The organism is Paraburkholderia elongata, from assembly GCF_013177735.1.
Taxonomy (GTDB): domain Bacteria; phylum Pseudomonadota; class Gammaproteobacteria; order Burkholderiales; family Burkholderiaceae; genus Paraburkholderia; species Paraburkholderia elongata.
Genome location: NZ_WOEZ01000140.1, coordinates 28,363 through 44,551 on the forward strand (window position 1 = coordinate 28,363; position 16,189 = coordinate 44,551).

At 59.1% G+C, this 16,189-nt stretch carries 13 protein-coding genes; 6 read left to right on the forward strand and 7 right to left on the reverse strand.

Translation table 11 applies throughout. The features are described 5' to 3' along the window. Positions 1 to 89: 89 nt before the first annotated feature. Entirely contained in the window at positions 90 to 854 is a 765-nt protein-coding gene (locus GNZ13_RS25635) for a class II aldolase/adducin family protein (protein ID WP_172169607.1), read from the reverse strand. Between the two features lie 65 nt (positions 855 to 919). Here GNZ13_RS25635 and GNZ13_RS25640 point away from each other — a divergent pair, with 65 nt between their 5' ends. Next, positions 920 to 1,495, forward strand: a complete 576-nt coding sequence (locus GNZ13_RS25640; RefSeq protein ID WP_172169610.1) for a TetR/AcrR family transcriptional regulator — start codon at positions 920 to 922, stop codon at positions 1,493 to 1,495. A 178-nt stretch (positions 1,496 to 1,673) separates the two neighbouring features. Here GNZ13_RS25640 and GNZ13_RS25645 read toward each other — a convergent pair whose 3' ends face one another. Continuing rightward, on the reverse strand, positions 1,674 to 2,018 hold the full coding sequence (locus tag GNZ13_RS25645) for a DoxX family protein (protein ID WP_172169613.1): 345 nt from the start codon (positions 2,016 to 2,018) through the stop codon (positions 1,674 to 1,676). A 2-nt stretch (positions 2,019 to 2,020) separates the two neighbouring features. Beyond that, positions 2,021 to 2,944 (reverse strand): NAD-dependent epimerase/dehydratase family protein, encoded by a 924-nt coding sequence (locus GNZ13_RS25650; RefSeq protein WP_172169616.1) that lies wholly within the window; start codon positions 2,942 to 2,944, stop codon positions 2,021 to 2,023. A 128-nt stretch (positions 2,945 to 3,072) separates the two neighbouring features. On the opposite strand from GNZ13_RS25650, the gene GNZ13_RS25655 reads away from it, so the two are divergent. The 4 genes from GNZ13_RS25655 to GNZ13_RS25670 all read left to right on the forward strand — a co-directional run bounded on the left by GNZ13_RS25655 (position 3,073) and on the right by GNZ13_RS25670 (position 8,511). Beyond that, positions 3,073 to 3,678 (forward strand): TetR/AcrR family transcriptional regulator, encoded by a 606-nt coding sequence (locus GNZ13_RS25655; protein ID WP_172169619.1) that lies wholly within the window; start codon positions 3,073 to 3,075, stop codon positions 3,676 to 3,678. 481 nt (positions 3,679 to 4,159) lie between these two features. Beyond that, positions 4,160 to 4,957 (forward strand): acetolactate decarboxylase, encoded by a 798-nt coding sequence (budA, locus tag GNZ13_RS25660; RefSeq protein WP_172169622.1) that lies wholly within the window; start codon positions 4,160 to 4,162, stop codon positions 4,955 to 4,957. Positions 4,958 to 4,970: 13 nt separating this feature from the next. Next, positions 4,971 to 6,647, forward strand: a complete 1,677-nt coding sequence (alsS, locus tag GNZ13_RS25665) for an acetolactate synthase AlsS (protein WP_172169625.1) — start codon at positions 4,971 to 4,973, stop codon at positions 6,645 to 6,647. A 964-nt stretch (positions 6,648 to 7,611) separates the two neighbouring features. Continuing rightward, positions 7,612 to 8,511, forward strand: a complete 900-nt coding sequence (locus GNZ13_RS25670) for a patatin-like phospholipase family protein (RefSeq protein WP_172169628.1) — start codon at positions 7,612 to 7,614, stop codon at positions 8,509 to 8,511. Positions 8,512 to 8,746: 235 nt separating this feature from the next. Here GNZ13_RS25670 and pstS read toward each other — a convergent pair whose 3' ends face one another. Next, entirely contained in the window at positions 8,747 to 9,997 is a 1,251-nt protein-coding gene (gene pstS, locus GNZ13_RS25675) for a phosphate ABC transporter substrate-binding protein PstS (RefSeq protein ID WP_236002185.1), read from the reverse strand. 266 nt (positions 9,998 to 10,263) lie between these two features. Here pstS and GNZ13_RS25680 point away from each other — a divergent pair, with 266 nt between their 5' ends. Continuing rightward, positions 10,264 to 11,220: an SGNH/GDSL hydrolase family protein gene (locus tag GNZ13_RS25680; protein WP_236002186.1), complete on the forward strand. Its 957-nt coding sequence runs from the start codon at positions 10,264 to 10,266 to the stop codon at positions 11,218 to 11,220. 109 nt (positions 11,221 to 11,329) lie between these two features. Here GNZ13_RS25680 and GNZ13_RS25685 read toward each other — a convergent pair whose 3' ends face one another. From GNZ13_RS25685 to GNZ13_RS25695, 3 genes are all read right to left on the reverse strand, one after another. After that, positions 11,330 to 11,581, reverse strand: a complete 252-nt coding sequence (locus GNZ13_RS25685) for a hypothetical protein (protein ID WP_172169631.1) — start codon at positions 11,579 to 11,581, stop codon at positions 11,330 to 11,332. A 177-nt stretch (positions 11,582 to 11,758) separates the two neighbouring features. Beyond that, positions 11,759 to 13,117: a sigma-54 interaction domain-containing protein gene (locus GNZ13_RS25690; RefSeq protein ID WP_172169634.1), complete on the reverse strand. Its 1,359-nt coding sequence runs from the start codon at positions 13,115 to 13,117 to the stop codon at positions 11,759 to 11,761. Continuing rightward, positions 13,114 to 16,170 (reverse strand): peptidase domain-containing ABC transporter, encoded by a 3,057-nt coding sequence (locus tag GNZ13_RS25695; RefSeq protein WP_172169637.1) that lies wholly within the window; start codon positions 16,168 to 16,170, stop codon positions 13,114 to 13,116. The genes GNZ13_RS25690 and GNZ13_RS25695 overlap by 4 nt, the downstream gene beginning before the upstream one ends. Between the last annotated feature and the right edge of the window lie 19 nt (positions 16,171 to 16,189).

Here is a 16,189-nt window from a genome sequence, read left to right on the forward strand (position 1 = left end):
ACGGGCCATAACGGCCCTTGTTGTTGATGCTTTTACTTAACCTTGCGCCGCCGTTTAGTGGCGCTTTTACACCGCCGCTAACAGCGGGGTTATGTACGATAGCTTGGATCGGCCCGATCGAGTTTGCGCAGCAGCGCGGGCCAAGCGAGGCCCCCACCGGCGCCCCTGGTCACCTTCTCCCACTGAGCCTGCGCGCCGTCGACGATTGACTCTCCGATTCGACGCAAGGGCCGACCACCGCTCAACGCGCGGACCTGGATCGTGCAGGTCGTCTCAAAGAAGTACATCGCCACGAAAGCGTCCGCGACCGACTGCCCCACCGTGAGTAGGCCATGGTTGCGTAACATGAGGAAGCGCTTGTTTCCGAGGTCGCGGACCAGCCGGGGCTTCTCGTCTGCCTCCAGCGCTACGCCTTCGTAGTCGTGGTAAGCAAGCGAGGACAGCACAAAGATCGAGTGCTGGGACAATGGCAGCACGCCTTCGTCCTGCGCTGATACGGCGACCCCATTCACGCTGTGCACATGCAGCACACAATTGGCATCCTCACGGGCCGCGTGAACGGCGCTGTGGATCGTAAACCCCGCCGGGTTGATGTCGTACGGACTGTCGAAAACCTTTGTGCCCTGCAGATCCACCTTGACCAGACTGGAGGCAGTTATTTCGCTGAACATCATTCCGTACGGGTTGATGAGGAAATGATGTTCCGGTCCGGGAACGCGGGCCGAAATGTGGGTGAAGATCAGATCGTCCCAGCCGAACATCGCCACCAGGCGGTAGCAGGCTGCCAGGTCAATCCGCTGCTGCCATTCCGCGGCGCTGACGGTTGGACGCAACTCGAAGGCCTGATCGCTCATGAGGGTTCTCCGTCCACCAGACGCCAACACTATAATATATAGACCGGTCTAGATACGGAGTCAAGATGAACACAAATACCGGCCTCGGCAGCCGCGAGCGCATGATCGAGGCGACGATTGCGCTGATGCGCCGATCCGGGCTATCGGGTGCCGGGATCAACGAGATCATTCGGGAAAGCGGCGCGCCCAAGGGGTCCGTTTATCACTTCTTTCCGAACGGCAAGCTACAGATCGCCACGGAAGCGTTGGCGATCTACTCCCAGCGAGTCCTGGATTTCATGGACCAGGCAATGGCCAGGAAGCGCCTTCCTGGCGATAAGGTGAGGGCCCTGTTCGATGCTTTTGCCAAGCGAGTTGAAGAAGGCGATTTTGAACAGAGCTGTGCCGTTGGTACGGTTACCCTGGATCTGGACACCGATCTGGAGGGACTGCGCGTTGTTCTCGCCGCCGCGTTTTCTGAATGGGCCGCGTTGATCGCACGGCATTTCGACTTTGCCGACACCCGGCGGATAGAATCGTTCGCGGGATTGGTTCTGACTGCGATTGAGGGCGCATATATCCGCTGTCGGGCTGAGCGCTCAAGTCGGCCTTTCAAGGAGGCCGGCGTATGGCTGGCAGAGCTCGCGGAGCGTCGCCGATAGACTCGGATTCCGGCGATACGCCCAGCCATCGCTACAAAAAGCAGACACGTGACGCACGTGATCAAATTGGAGTTGCTCCAATGCCGCTATCCATGTGCGTATTTCAAGTACCTGCAGCACGGATTGCCCGCGCGGCCTGTTAGCGTCCCGGGCTCACTCGCCTGGTGGCGAGCAAGCCTCAACCGCGGAGCGCCACAGTAACCACAACGAGAGCCGAGAAGATCAGCGCCGGGGCGAGATGCCCGAACGGCTCCCGGTTTCGTAGCAACGTGAAGAGCGCGACGACCATGATCGCACCGGCCAGCATTAGGCCCAAAACTCTGGATTGTTGTCCAAAAAGAAGTGCCGCACACAACAGCTCAAGAGCGCCACAGAGCAAATGAAACCATGCCGGGTAACCCCAGCGCGCGAAGTCGCGCTTCACCGCGCCGCGTCCTGCGAGATTGACCACCCCAGCAACCGCGAACAGAACCGCTACGATCATCGCGAGAATCGATTCGAAAGATGCACTGTTCCACGCCATGGTCATGCTCCGTTGATTTGCTGAAAGTGCTTTTGTACAGAGAGGTCCGCAATCAGGCCGGGGCCATGGGGTTTCCACGCAAGAACTCGCCGGGCATGCTGGCCGCTTACTGTCTGATCGAGCGCCAGTGCGTCAGCGAACGGTCCAAGCGATTTGCGAGCATCGTCGAGCGGCCAGGATTCGACGCGATCGGCGCCGACCGAGGCCCGAATCGCTTCACCCATTTCGGCAACGGCAACGGCATCTTCCGCGACCACGTTGAAGATCTGTCCCGCGACTCGACGGTCCCCACTTGCCGCCCGCTCCACCGCGCTCAGGTAGGCCGTGGCGAGATCATCGACGTGAACGGCAGGCCAGTGGTTGCGACCATCGCCGACGACCCTCACACTGCCGGTCTGACGGACCATGCCGGCAAGCATGCCGAAGACGCCGCCGCCGTAGCCGTGCACCATCGCCGGCCTGAGGATCACTGCAGCAATCGAGCGGCGTGCTGCTAGCGCCAGCACCTGTTGCTCCACTGCGGGCCGCCAGGCGATGAGTGGTGTCGGGTTCAGCGCCGATGCTTCAGTCGCGGGCTCCCCCTCCGTATTGCCGTAGACCCAGGTGCCCGACGTATAGACAAACGCCGCGCCCGGATGCGAATGCGAAAGCATCGCTACAGCCGCGGCCTCATCAGCAGCAGCGGCGGAAGCATCGTTGGTCGACGCGGCGTGCACCACGCCATCAGCGGCACCGGCAGTCGCAGCGAAAGACTGTGGCTCACGCAGGTCGCCGGAATGCAGTGTCACACCGAGACGTGCCAGCGCGCGGGCGGCCGCCGAGTTGTCCTCGCGCACCAGCGCCGTCACCTGATGGCCGAGGCTGATTGCCTTGCGCGCGACCGCTTGCCCGATGAAGCCAGTACCACCTGTAATGAACAGTTTCAAAGCGTTCTCCAATGATTGGCTGCGAAGTTGAATAGTCATACAGACGAGACCCGTCGGTCTCGTTTTGACAAATCTAAACGAGACCACCCAGTCTTGTCAACTACTCAACGATCTGTTATTTATCTCGCATGGACACTTCTTCTTTCCCCGGCCTGAGCCCGCTGCAATGCCGCAAGCGGTCTGCAATCCTCGACGGCGCGAGAACCGTTTTCTTACGCGAGGGTTTCGGTTTGGCAACGATGGACGATGTCGCCTCGGCCGCCGGCGTCGGCAAACAGACGGTCTACCGCCACTTCAAGTCGAAGGAGGCGCTCTTCGTTGGTCTGGTGAGCGCGATGTGCGCTCAGGTGGGCGCGCTGCTTGCCAGCGCTCAGGGCGAGCAATCCGATGGCGCACCCGAAGTCGAGTTGCGCGAGTTGGGATGGTTGCTGGCACGAAGCCTTATTACGCCGGATATGCTGGGGCTTTACCGGGCCATCGTTGCTGAGGCCGCACGTTTTCCGGAACTCGGCCAGGTGTTTTACGAAAATGGTGCAAAGGTCGTGCGTGCCTTCGCCGCAAAAATTCTGCGAAGGCGATTTGACGAATCGACTGCTGCATTGCGGGCAGCGACATTCGTTCAGTTGGTGCTAGGCGACGCGCATCTGGAACTGACACTTGGCTACACGGTGCCCGATGTTGAAGCACGCTTTGCGCTGCAGATTGACGAGGCGGTAGCGGCTGCACTTCGCTAAGGAGCGCCGCATAAGATGTCGAGCCGCTGCATGCGGAACGCAACAACGTGTAGCGCGGGAAGCAAGACACTGCGTGTCCGATTCCGAACGCAGTCGCGCACCGGTTTCCGTACGATCCAGGCGCGTTTCTAAAATTGTGAGTGTCGTTTTGTGGCCGGTCACTGCCTACCGCCGATCGACGGCACGCGACCCGGAGCAGCCACTCCATCCACATGAGTCTGCACGGCCGCTTACGGGCAAACTGCAGTCGATCGTTCGCCGCCGTGAACGCCGAATCGCCATGACTCACAGGACATCCCGAGACTTCGACACGTTGTCGGAGTGCGATCTCGATCGATATTCGCATACGAGAAACCATCGACATTTCCGCTTCGTTCTTTTACGACATTTCTAGTGCGTTATCGAAAAGGTGCCTCATCTTTATGAGCTAACTTTGAACCCTGGATATTTGATTGAAGTCGACTCATATTAAGGAGCAGATATGGATCAGCAAGATGAACAGAGCTCAGACAGAGAAACGGATGTGGGAAAGGTACAACCTGACGCAGAGGGATTGGAATCGGGAGAACGCCCGGACCGTACTCTCTTCCAGGTTTCGACGTCTGGCGCACTTGTCGCAGGTCTTTACCAAGGTGCCGTGTCGACAGCCGTCGTTCTGCAGCATGGAGACTTCGGGTTGGGGACGTTCGCCGACCTGGATGGTGAAATGGTGATCGTCGAAGGTCGCGTGTTTCAGGTGAAAGGCGACGGAACGGTGAATGAGGTCGGCGACGATGCGAAAGCACCTTTTGCGGTAATCACAAAGTTCGCCCCCGACATCGATACAGAACTTCCGCCAGCATCGAGCCTCGCAGAGCTGGAAGCGCTTTGCGATGAGCTTCGGCCATCGAACAACATCTTCTATGCGGTGCGGGTTGACGGCGTATTCACCTCTGTCAAGACCCGCGCAGTCTCGCCGCCGCCGGCGGATACGAGGCTCGTCGATGCCGCAAAGGTACAAGCAGAGTTCGAGTTCGCCAACGCATCCGGAACATTGGTAGGACTCTGGTCGCCGGGATTCTCCAGTGCGTTCAGCATTCCTGGCTACCACTTCCACTTCCTCTCGGATGCACGCGATCACGGCGGCCACCTGTTGGCGTGCAGTTCGGAACGCCTGCGCGTTCGAATCGAACGACTGACGGACTTCCATCTCGCGCTGCCTTCAAATGAAGCCTATCTGAAGGCAGATTTGAGCAGGAATTCAGCCGACGAACTCGCATATGCCGAACAGGCACACTAGGAGTGCTTTCATCATGGACGCAAAGACGATTATCAAACCCCAGACCGGCGCAGATCTTGTTGTACAGACGCTGGAAAACAGAGGTGTCGAGTACGTATTTGGCATACCCGGTGCGAAGATTGACGCTGTATTCAATGCGTTGGTTGATTCATCAATCCAGACAGTGGTGTGCCGGCATGAGCAGAATGCAGCTTTCATCGCAGGTGGCATTGGCCGCATGACCGGCAAAGCTGGCGTCGCGCTTGTGACGTCAGGACCTGGTGTATCCAATCTCGTTACCGGGTTGGCGACGGCGAATTCGGAGGGCGACCCGGTTGTCGCTCTCGGCGGTGCAGTGGCGACTGCAGAAGCTCTCAAGCAGATTCACCAGACGATGGATGCCGTACCCCTTTGCAAACCCATCACGAAGTTCAGTGCTGCCGTGCCTGCGCCCGAAGCCGTTGGAGAGGTTGTCGCCAATGCGTTCAGGGCCGCCGAATCAGGAAGACCCGGGGCGGCGTTCGTCAGCCTGCCAAAGGACATCATGACGGCGTCGGCGCGAGGCCGACTCATCGTGCCGCCGCGCTTCTACGGATCCGGACCGGCTGACGGTCAAGCGCTCGCGGAGGCCGGGAAGCTGATTGCTGCTGCAGAGAACCCTGTCGTTGTCCTTGGCCTGCTATCGAGCAAGCCTGTCAACGCTGCTGCAATTTGCAAGTTCATCGAGCACAATCACCTTGCTCTAGTCGGTACTTTTCAGGCGGCGGGCGCGGTCGGGGCCCACCTTCTCAGCAACTTCGGTGGACGTATCGGCCAGCTCGCGAACCAGCCTGCGGACCGTTTGCTTGACGCTGCGGATCTGGTGGTCACCATCGGCTATGACCCTGTCGAATACGATCCGTCGCTGTGGAACAAGGGCAAGGACCGCCCGATCATCCATATCGACGCGGTTCCGGCGGACCTGGACAACTGCTATTGCCCGGTGGTCGAACTCACCGGCGATATCGCGCAGACTCTCGATGCGCTTACGTCCCTCACAGGGCGTCCGGCGAAGCCGCCCATTTCGCAAGCAATCCTTGCCGAAATCAGGAAGCAGAGAGAACTACAGGTCGCAGAGGCTGCTGCGAAGAGCGGCACACCGATACATCCGCTTCGCCTGTGCTACGAGCTTCAGGATTTCATCGGCACGGACGTGACGGTTTGCCTCGACATGGGCTCTTTCCATCTCTGGCTCGCGCGTTACGTCTACAGCTTCCGGGCGCGGCAGATTTTGATGACAAACGGCCAGCAGACGCTAGGTGTGGCACTTCCATGGGGTATCGCTGCGACGCTCGTTCGTCCGTCTGAGAAGGTGCTGACGATTTCCGGCGACGGTGGTTTCCTGTTCTCTGCAATGGAACTCGAAACGGCCGTACGACTCAAGTCCAACGTAGTCCACATGATATGGATCGACGGCACGTACAATATGGTGGGCGTTCAGGAAGTCGCGAAATATGGTCGGGAATCCGGGGTCAAGCTCGGACCGATGGACCCTGTGAAGTACGCAGAGGCGTTCGACGCGACAGGGATGATGATCAACACGCCGGACGAGATCATCCCGACGCTGAAGCGGGCATTCGATGCACAAGGTCCCGTCATCATCGGCGTGAACGTGGATTACTCAGATAACCATAAACTGTTCGAAGAGGTCCACGAAGGCAGTTTTAACTGAGTACTTCTCGTCTCATCGTTCTCCGGTCCCGAACGCCAATTCGGGACTGGACTTAAATACACTCGAAAAGCATTGAACGCAGCCGGTTTAGCAAAACAAGGCGATTGGCAGCGGGGCGGTTCAACGTCACGACATGCGCCGCTCCCGACTACCTGTCAGGTCCGGTCGAGGCTAAATACAGCTTACAGGTTCTTTAGGAATCTCAAATAGAAGGCTGCAAAGACCAAGACAATGCCGATGTTCACTATCAGCCGTTCCCAGAATCGATTCTTAAAGAACAGTAAATCTACGCCAACGACAACGGCTATCATCACCACAATGTAAAGTACGACAGACGTGTTCCTTGTCATTCCAATCACCAGTTCAAATATACCGTTGGTATTCGTCGCGTGCAGCGGGACTGTACGCCACACCAATAGGTTCCCACACGTAGTGGAAAACCTCATCCACTCGCTTGTGTAACTCCAACGCGGAATCGGCCAATTTTCGCCCCATAACGCCCCACTCATTCGCAATGACGAACAATCGGCGGACAGACCCATCAATTGAACGATCTAGACGTAGCAGTCGACTGACCGTTCGTGGCCGCGTACTGCCCGTCGCCACCAACCGAACCAGGCTTTGGTCGGTGATCAATGTTGACATGCAGCATCCATTCGCAAACGCTGACCAGCGACTTACTCTTTTCGGGAATAGTCGCGCCGAACCGACAAGCAAAGCAACACGGCGCCTACGGTAACCATTTCGTCTCGATCGTCAGATGCGGATTCCGGTCACACTGAACATTGATTCCGGCGAGCACTGAACACCCTGCTGGTGCTGACCAGGGCCGGGTGGCCTGCTGCTGTCATGCCCCACAGGCTATATTCTGAAAAGGTCCGCTTTTGACCCAATGAAACGGACATTCTTGACCAGCAGGCAAAAATCATCGACTTGATCGGATCAATCCATAGAAGGGGGTGGCATGGAAACCAGACGTGAGCGAGCGTTGGTCCTCCATGGTGGTGGATCGGCCGGCAATGCGTGGGAGATCGGCGTCGTCGCCGGCCTGTTCGATGCCGGGTTGGATGTGACCGAGGCCGATTTGATGATCGGGACGTCGGCTGGATCGACTGCCGCGGCCCAGATCACTAGCGCGACCCCGACCGAACTGCTTGCCGCCATCCTTTCCGCTGCATCCCAGCAACGGACTGGTCCGAGCGGACCCGAGGGTGGACGCGTTCCCATTGGGCCGGCGGCGAACCATATGGAGATAACGAGCCGAATCATCGCCGCCGCTGAGGATGCGGCCGACATGCGCCGCAGAATGGGTGCGGCGGCGCTCGAAATGGACGCGGCGTCGGACGGCTCCGGGCAAACGCGGTGGCGTGCTGTCGTCGCCGCTCGGCTGCCCAGTCAGCGCTGGCCGGAACGGCCGTTGCTCATCACGGCGGTCGATGCCCATACCGGTGAACCGGTCGTGTTCGACCGCCACAGCGGAGTCGACCTCGTGGACACCGTCGCCGCCAGCACTTCCAACGGCTTCGGTGTCCCTCCCTACAGCATCGGCGACAACCGATACATCGACGGCGGCTACCGACGCAACGAGAATGCCGATCTGGCAGCCGGATACGCACGGGTGCTGGTGCTGTCACCCTTCGGTGGCAGATCACGGCATCCGCTGGAGTGGGGCATGCACCTTGCTGCACAGGTCGACGAACTCCGCGCGGGCAACAGCAGAGTCGAGACGATCTTCCCGGACGGCGACTCGCTCAGCGCGTTCGGTGTCAACATGATGGATCTGTCGACGCGTCCGCCCGCCGCTCAAGCCGGTTACAACCAAGGCAGAGCCCTTGCCGATCAGCTCACCGAATTCTGGCGCTGACGCCTAACATCCGCTTTCGACCGACTGCAGCCGGTCACTGCCTGACGGCGATCGGCGGCACACGACCCGCTACGGTCTCCGTATCCCGCTGCCGTTAACGGCAGCACCCGAAGACACAACGGTCATCCGTTCCATGTACGACCGGCAACGGGCCTTGCACGGGCTGATCGAAAACGCGGCACGCTGTCTCGTGCCACTCCCTCCGCGGCTGAACACACGCACGAGGGTTGTCGAATCATTGCCCGGCGACTGGCTTGAGCGAAGGATCAGCGCTCACTCCCGTGCGCCATCGCAAGCGGATTTCCGTCGCAACCGAGTCCGGCAGTGCGATGTAATCCAGGTCTTCCGCAGCCTGCGCCCCGTTCTTGAACGCCCAGTCGAAGAACTTCAGCGCTTCCTCGCCATGATCTGGCTGGTCCTGCGTTGTATGCAACAAGACGTAGGTCGCACCAATAATTGGCCACGCATCCTTGCCCGGTTGATTGGTCAGGAATTGATTGAGCGCCCCGAACCAATCAGCGCCGGCGGCCGCCGCTTTGAAGGTGCGCGCGCCGGGCTCGACTGCGACGCTCGACGCATTTTTCATGGCCGCGTATGTCATGTGGTTCTGCTTCGTGAAGTCCCATGCGACATAGCCTATGGCGCCCGGAAGATATCCGACGAAAGTGGCCACGCCTTCATTACCCTTGCCGCCTAATCCTCGCGGCCAGTGGACGCTGGTGCCCTCACCAACCTTGCGCTTCCACTCGGGACTAACTTGCGCAAGATAGTGCGTCCAGATGAGTGTTGTACCGGAGCCATCCTGACGACGCACTACGGCAATGGGGGTGTCAGGCAGTTTGATCTTCGGATTCAACTGGGCGATCGCCGGGTCATCCCAGTATTGGATCTTGCCGAGGAAGATGTCGCCGAGCAACGGACCTGACAGCGTCAACTCACCCGCCTTGATGCCGGGAAGGTTGACGACGGGCACGACGCCACCCATAGCCGTCGGGAACTGCAGCAACCCATCTTTCGTCAACTCACCGTCGGTAAGTGGCGCATCCGACCCCGCGAAGTCGACCTCCTTTGCAATGATCTGTTTGAGGCCATCCGATGAGCCAACGCCGTGGTAGCGCACCTTGCCGCCGCCGGACTTCTGGTACTCGGCGGCCCACCTGGCGTAAAGAGGAGCCGCAAACGTGCTGCCGGCGCCAGTAATGTCGGTGGCTTGAGCCGCGGCGACGAAAGACCCGCCAGCCAGAGCGCCAATCAACAGCCGAAAAAGTCTCGCGAATATATCGCTTTGAATTGTCGTGCGACATCGCTGAGCGGGGTTGGCCAGGCGACGAGATACGTCGTGGGAGGAGATTGCGTCTGAGGACATTTTTGCGCTGTCCGGCATGCGTATGTGGCTCAAGAATAATTGAGCATAGCCCCAGTTACAGGACGGTGAAAGTATCAATTGGTATTGATACATGGTCAAACGAACAGAATGATCGGGCAAGGTCCGTTACCTGAGCGCAACCGACGTTCGAATGTGCCGCTGAGACAGTAAATGGATTTACTGCTCACAGTTCCCCCGTGCAACGATCAAGCATCAAGGTAGTACTTACCGCGCAACAAGGTTATTCTTCGACACACCACACTACCCCGGAGTGCCCCATGCAGACAGTCCGTCGTTTCGCGTTCCTTGCTTTGACATGCGGTGTCATCAGTTTGTCCCATTCATCGAACGCATCGGCCGACTCTGCCGATTCGCAACGAAGCCTCATGCAGGTCGTCTCGTTCGGGGACAGTCTTTCGGACGTCGGTACCTACGCGTACGCCCGACAATTCGGCGGCGGCACCTACACCACTAATCCGGGCGCTATTTCGGTGCAGGTTATCGCGGAACATTATGGGTCGGGCCTCACTCCCGCGTTGACGGGCGGCTTCGGGCAACCGAGCGTCGTTCATCCGGAAGGATTTGGCTACGCCCAAGGGGGTGCCCGAGTCGCCGGGCCGCCGAACCCCGGCGATGCAACGGGCGACACCGGCGAGTTACAGACTCCACTAACCTCACAGGTGGCCGCCTATCTTCAGTCGCATACACGCTTCACCGGCCAGCAACTCGTACTGATGCAAGGCGGGGCCAATGACGTTCAGGACGCCTATGGCGCATGGGCGGGAATGGTTGCGAACGGCGGCAATCCGGGCGCCTCTTTGCAGGCAGTGCTACCTTCGCTGAGACAGGCAGCGCAACAATTTGCGGGACTGGTGCACAGTGTGCAACAACACGGCGCCACACATATCGTTGTGCAAAACGTACCGGACATCAGCAAGGCGCCGATCGCGAACCTTCTCGAGCAGCAACTGCCGGGCTCCGCAAAAGTGCTTCGGCGTCTGGCGCAGGTATTCAACACCGCGCTGGATGACGCGCTCCCTTCATCGCCGGCCGTGCTGCGGATCGACGCGTTCACGTTCATTGATGATGAATCAGAGAACTATCGCCAACTTGGTTTTCTCTTCAACGGCAGCATCGGCACCAACGTAGCATGCGCGCCGGCAAACCTGCCCCCGGCATTTCAAGCCGATGACACCAGCGCGCTCTTCTGCTCGCGTTCAACGTATGTCTCCCCCCATGCTGACAACATCTACATGTTCGCCGACGCTTATCATCCGACGACTCACCTGCAAAAACTCATAGCGGACTATGTCGTGGTCCAGATCGACACGTGGTTGCACTAATAGGTCATCGCCCTAGCCCTTCGTTGCCCCGAACGTCAGCCCGGCGACGAAGTGCCGCTGCAACGGTAATGGGCGCCGCCTCGTCTCCCGTGGTGAGGCAAAGCGCCCCTTATCCGTGCCCTGTCACGAACTTTTTCGTCGCGTGATAGCCGTGCTTTGTTGCATCGGCAACTGCATGGCCGGCCTGCTTCGTACCGTGGCCGACCGCGTGCGCGGCATCGCGCACAGCATGCCCGCTCTTCTTTCCTGCCGTCTTGGCATCGTTCTTGAACTCGTGGGCACCTGTAGCCAGGCTCGCATGCGCCAGCGGGCTGAGCAACGCCAACACGAACAGAATGATCGAAATTCTAGTCTTCTTCATCACTTTGGTTTTCCCACATAAGATTGGTGCGCACGATAGCTTGAGAACGCCGCTCGCACCCAGTATGACAGCGACCCGCCCGCTGGTCAGCAGACGCCCGCTAATATTGAATGTTATCCGACACCATCCGGCAATTGTTAAACGGAGCCGGCTAACCTCCGTTTTAAGCACCCAGCCTCAATTATCGCTGTCTTCCTCATCCTGCTCGTCAGCACCGTTTTTACTCGTAGGCGGCGCATTGCGGTTGCGAAAATCCTTTGAATGCAGGCCATGCTTCTTCAGAAGCATTTGCAGATGCGACCGGTTCATGTCAATGCGCCGGGCCAGTTCCGCAACAGTGCCGCTCACTTCGCGCAGGCCGCGCTCCAGGAAGGCTTTTTCCGCGTCGTCGCTCGCGGCGCGCTTCGCGTCGCTTAGCGACATCAGATTCGCCACGCTGATTGGCTCATGTCCCGTCGCAGTGGCTGCATGGGACAAAGCCGTGGCTGACCCAGGTGCGGCCGGCCGCATGTCCACCGGCAGATGATCGATATCCGCCACCTCCCCAGCCAGACACGACACCCGATACATCACGTTGCGCAGTTCGCGAATATTTCCCGGGTATGCGTAGTTCAGCAGAAAGTCCCGCAGACGCGGCGTCAATCTAACAGGCCTGCGTTTTAGCGTACCGGCGGCCTCGTCGCCGAACCACGCAATCAACAACGGGATCTCATCGCGCCTCTCGCGCAGCGGCGGCAATGTGACGTGAATCACGCTGAGACGGTAGAACAAATCCTCGCGGAACTTGCCCTCTTCGCTGAGTTGCCGCAGATTGCGATTGGTCGCCGCGACAATACGCGTATCGACAGCAATCGTTTCATCGGAGCCCACGCGCTGAATCTCGTGCGCTTCCAGCACGCGCAGCAGCTTCACCTGACCGGCCAGCGGCAACTCGCCGATTTCGTCGAGAAAGATCGTACCGGTATGCGCGCTTTCGAATTTGCCCTTGCGGTCATTCGAGGCCCCCGTGAACGCGCCCTTGCGATGACCGAACAATTCCGATTCCAGCAGATTGTCCGGAATCGCGCCGCAATTCACGGAGATGAACGGCTTGTCCGAGCGCGAACCGTTCGCGTGAATCACTTTCGCCATCAGCTCCTTGCCGGTGCCGCTTTCGCCGTCGATCAACACCGGCAAGTCGGTCGGCGCCGCCTTCTCGGCGATTTCGAGCGATTCGAGCAAACGCGGATTGTCGCCGAACGTCCCTTCGAAAATGAAACTGCGCTCGATCAATGCCTTTCTACGCGCGCCACGCGATTGATCGGCAGACGCAGCAGGCTCCGCGGCCGTTGCGGCCTGTACGAAGCGCTCCTTGTGCGAGAGCTGCATGACCTCGTCGCGAAGCGCGGTGGCTTGCCGGAGCAGCTTGTCGATGTCAGCGCGCTCGAGCCGTGATGACCAGCGCAGCGTCGAGCGCAAAATCTCGATGCGCTCGATCAGGCCCGCGTACGAAATCGCCGGGCTGAGCTCTTCTACCTGATCGAGTATCTTCATCACGCACTCAACTGTTTCTGGACCAACTGGTAGTACATGCCGCCGCGCTGGATCAGTTCATCGTGACGGCCCTGTTCGACGATCGCCCCTTCATACAGCACCAGGATCTTGTCCGCACGCATGATGGTGCTGAGCCGATGCGCAATGATCACCGCCGTTCGGCCCTTCAGAATATCGTGCATATTGCCGAGGATATTGCTTTCCGATTGCGAGTCCAGCGCTGAGGTGGCCTCATCGAAAACCAACAGACGCGGGTCGTGATACAGCGCCCGCGCAATGCACAGCCGCTGGATCTGCCCGCCGGATAGGCCAATGCCGCGTTCGCCAACAATTTGTTCGTAGCCGAGCGGCATCTTGCTGATGAACGCGTGCGCGTCGGCCATTTTTGCTACTTCCTCGATGCGGCGCCGTTCCGGCGCGTCGTCACCGCTTGCAATGTTCTCGGCAATCGTGCCGGAAAAGAGAAGATTGCTCTGCATCACATAGCCGATCTGCGCGCGGTAATAGGCTTTATCGACCACGCCGAGGTCGTAACCGTCGATAGTCATCTTGCCCTCGGTCGGCGCGTAGAAGCCGACCAGCAATTTGGCGAGCGTCGTCTTGCCGGAACCGCTGCGGCCCACAATCGCCACCAGTTCACCGGGTTTGATGTCGAAGCTGATATTTTCCAGCACATAGGCCGAGTCGTTTTCGCCGTAGCGGAAATAGACCCCGTTGAGGCTGATTTCGCCTTGCAGTTCAGGCAGCATCACGCGCGACGGCAAATCCTGCGGTTTCTGTTCCGGCTCGATATCGAGCACGTCGCCGAGGCGTTCCATTGCCACGCCCGCGTCGTTCAGCATGCTCCATAAGCCGACCAGTCCCATCAGTGGACCCAGCACGCTTCCCATGAACGCATTGAACGCGATCAGCTGTCCAATGGTCATTTCGCGCGCCAGCACCAGATTGGCGCCGACCCAAAGGATCGCGATCGTGGTCGCCGCGTTCAGCAACTGGCTGCCAAGCCCAATGAGAATGCTGAAGGCATGCGCGCGATATTGCACCTCGAGTGCCTTCGCGTATTTCTTCTCCCAGCGCAACCGTACCGGCCGCTCAATGCCCATGCCCTTGATGGTCTCGACACCGGCGAGCGCTTCCATCAGAAATGACTTCGATTCGGTCGACGCCGTGAATACCTCACGCGCGTAGTTCTTGATCTTCGGTGTGGCGAGCGCGGTCAGCGCCATGATCGGTATCACGAACGCGATCAGCACCAGCGTCATCTTCACGTTGTAGACGAACATGATCGTGAAGTAGATGAACACCATCAGCAGATTCAGCGCGGTGGTCACCGTGGATTCCGTGAGAAAGGCGCGGATCGTCTGGTTCTCCTGGAAGCGCGCGAAGATGTCGCCGGTCTTCCGTTTGGCGAAAAATGAAAACGGTAGCGACATGGTGTGCTTGAAGAACTGCGACATCATCGCGAAGTCCATGTTGCGCACCATGAAATTGGCCAAATACGCGCGAATCGACGACATCAATTGCGAAAACACGTTGGCGATGATCAAGCCGCCGATTAGCAGATGCAGCAGGCTGACGTTTTGATGCACGATCACGCCGTCGAGAATGTTCTGGATAATCAGCGGTGGAATCACGCCGAGCACCTGAATGACGAACGTGGCAAGGAACAGGTGGCCGAGAATCTTCTTGTACGGCCTGAGATAGCCAACAAAGCGTATCCACGGCGAACGCGCGGCCGACATCTGCAAGAGATTCGGTCCACCGGTAAAGAGCAAACACGTGCCGCTCCATCCGCGCTCGAAATCCTCAACCGTCATCTTCCTGAAGCCGAGCGCCGGGTCGGCGACCCACACGTACTCCTTCGAAAGCCCGTACACCACCACATAGTGATATCCCTCCCAATGCACAATGAAGGGCAGATCGAAGCCGCGCAAAGAATCGAATGTGCATTGCACGCCGCGCGCGGTGAAGCCGAGCGATTCGCCCGCGCGCGCGAGACTGTCGAGCGTCGCGCCTTGCGTCGTGACGTTGGCGAGTTCGCGCAGCTTGCCGAGCGTCATCGGGATGTTGTAGTGGCGGCATACCATGGCGAGGCACGCGGCGCCGCAATCCATTTCTTCAGCCTGTTCGACCAGCGCAAAGCGCTTGATGACCTTTTCGCCGAACTCGGGATTGGTCTGTAAATCGAGCATCAACGGCAACTTGCGCCGCTGTTCGAGGCGCTTTTGCCGTTGCAATTCGCGGTCGCCGTAACGAATCCGTTCAGCCAGGACTTCGCGCAGCTTCGGATTGCGCTCCAGAATGAAATGGACGGTGCGCTCCGGGATCACCAGCAGCCGCGTATCGGTCGTCGCCACCACCGACGCCATTTGCTCCTGCCGCATCAAACACGCCTTTTCGCCGAAGATTTCACCTTCGCCTAACGTCGCGAGCGTGTAGTCGTGGCCTTCCTCATGACGGACAATGCGCACTTCGCCCTGCCGCACCACGTAGAGCCGCCGGTCGTCGCGCCCGTCCTGCTTGAGAATTTCCTTGCCGGCGGCCACCTTTTTTACACCGACGCTGCGCACATATTCTTCGAGTTCCGCTTTGTTGAGCTTGCCGCGCAGATCGAATAACTGCGCGACGAAGCCGCCGGCCGAGTTGATCGCCACGTAGCTCGCGATAAATGCCAACGCGGCCTGATTGCCGGCGAGCACCGGTTCGATCGCAGCGCGGGGAATAAACAGCAACTCGGTTTTCGCCGACGCCCGCACTGACGCCTCATGCACATACGCGCGCAACATCGCAATGTCGGCGAAAATCTCGCCGGCTTTGCGCACGCCCATGCTGGCTTCCTTGCCGTGTTCCTCGGTGAAGATACGTACCGAGCCCGAGCGAACCACGTAGAGACCGTCGGCCGTCTCGCCCGTCGAGCACACCGTTTCGCCGAACGAATAGAAGCGTGCCTGCGCGTATTCGGCAAGACGCTCGATCTCTTCGCGCGAAAACGGCGAGAGGATCTCCACCGAGGTGAGAAACTCGGCAGCGGAGGGCGCGGTCTGGGGTGCATCCATGTGCTTGCGGACCTCGATT

Excerpts from the sequence above, each read along its gene's own strand:
- GNZ13_RS25685 (WP_172169631.1), bottom strand. The coding sequence starts at position 11,581 with ATGAAGAAGACTAGAATTTCGATCATTCTGTTCGTGTTGGCGTTGCTC.
- budA (WP_172169622.1), top strand. The coding sequence starts at position 4,160 with ATGGATCAGCAAGATGAACAGAGCTCAGACAGAGAAACGGATGTGGGA.
- GNZ13_RS25645 (WP_172169613.1), bottom strand. The coding sequence starts at position 2,018 with ATGGCGTGGAACAGTGCATCTTTCGAATCGATTCTCGCGATGATCGTA.
- GNZ13_RS25680 (WP_236002186.1), top strand. The coding sequence starts at position 10,264 with ATGCAGGTCGTCTCGTTCGGGGACAGTCTTTCGGACGTCGGTACCTAC.
- GNZ13_RS25695 (WP_172169637.1), bottom strand. The coding sequence starts at position 16,170 with ATGGATGCACCCCAGACCGCGCCCTCCGCTGCCGAGTTTCTCACCTCG.
- GNZ13_RS25670 (WP_172169628.1), top strand. The coding sequence starts at position 7,612 with ATGGAAACCAGACGTGAGCGAGCGTTGGTCCTCCATGGTGGTGGATCG.
- GNZ13_RS25635 (WP_172169607.1), bottom strand. The coding sequence starts at position 854 with ATGAGCGATCAGGCCTTCGAGTTGCGTCCAACCGTCAGCGCCGCGGAA.
- alsS (WP_172169625.1), top strand. The coding sequence starts at position 4,971 with ATGGACGCAAAGACGATTATCAAACCCCAGACCGGCGCAGATCTTGTT.
- GNZ13_RS25655 (WP_172169619.1), top strand. The coding sequence starts at position 3,073 with ATGGACACTTCTTCTTTCCCCGGCCTGAGCCCGCTGCAATGCCGCAAG.
- GNZ13_RS25640 (WP_172169610.1), top strand. The coding sequence starts at position 920 with ATGAACACAAATACCGGCCTCGGCAGCCGCGAGCGCATGATCGAGGCG.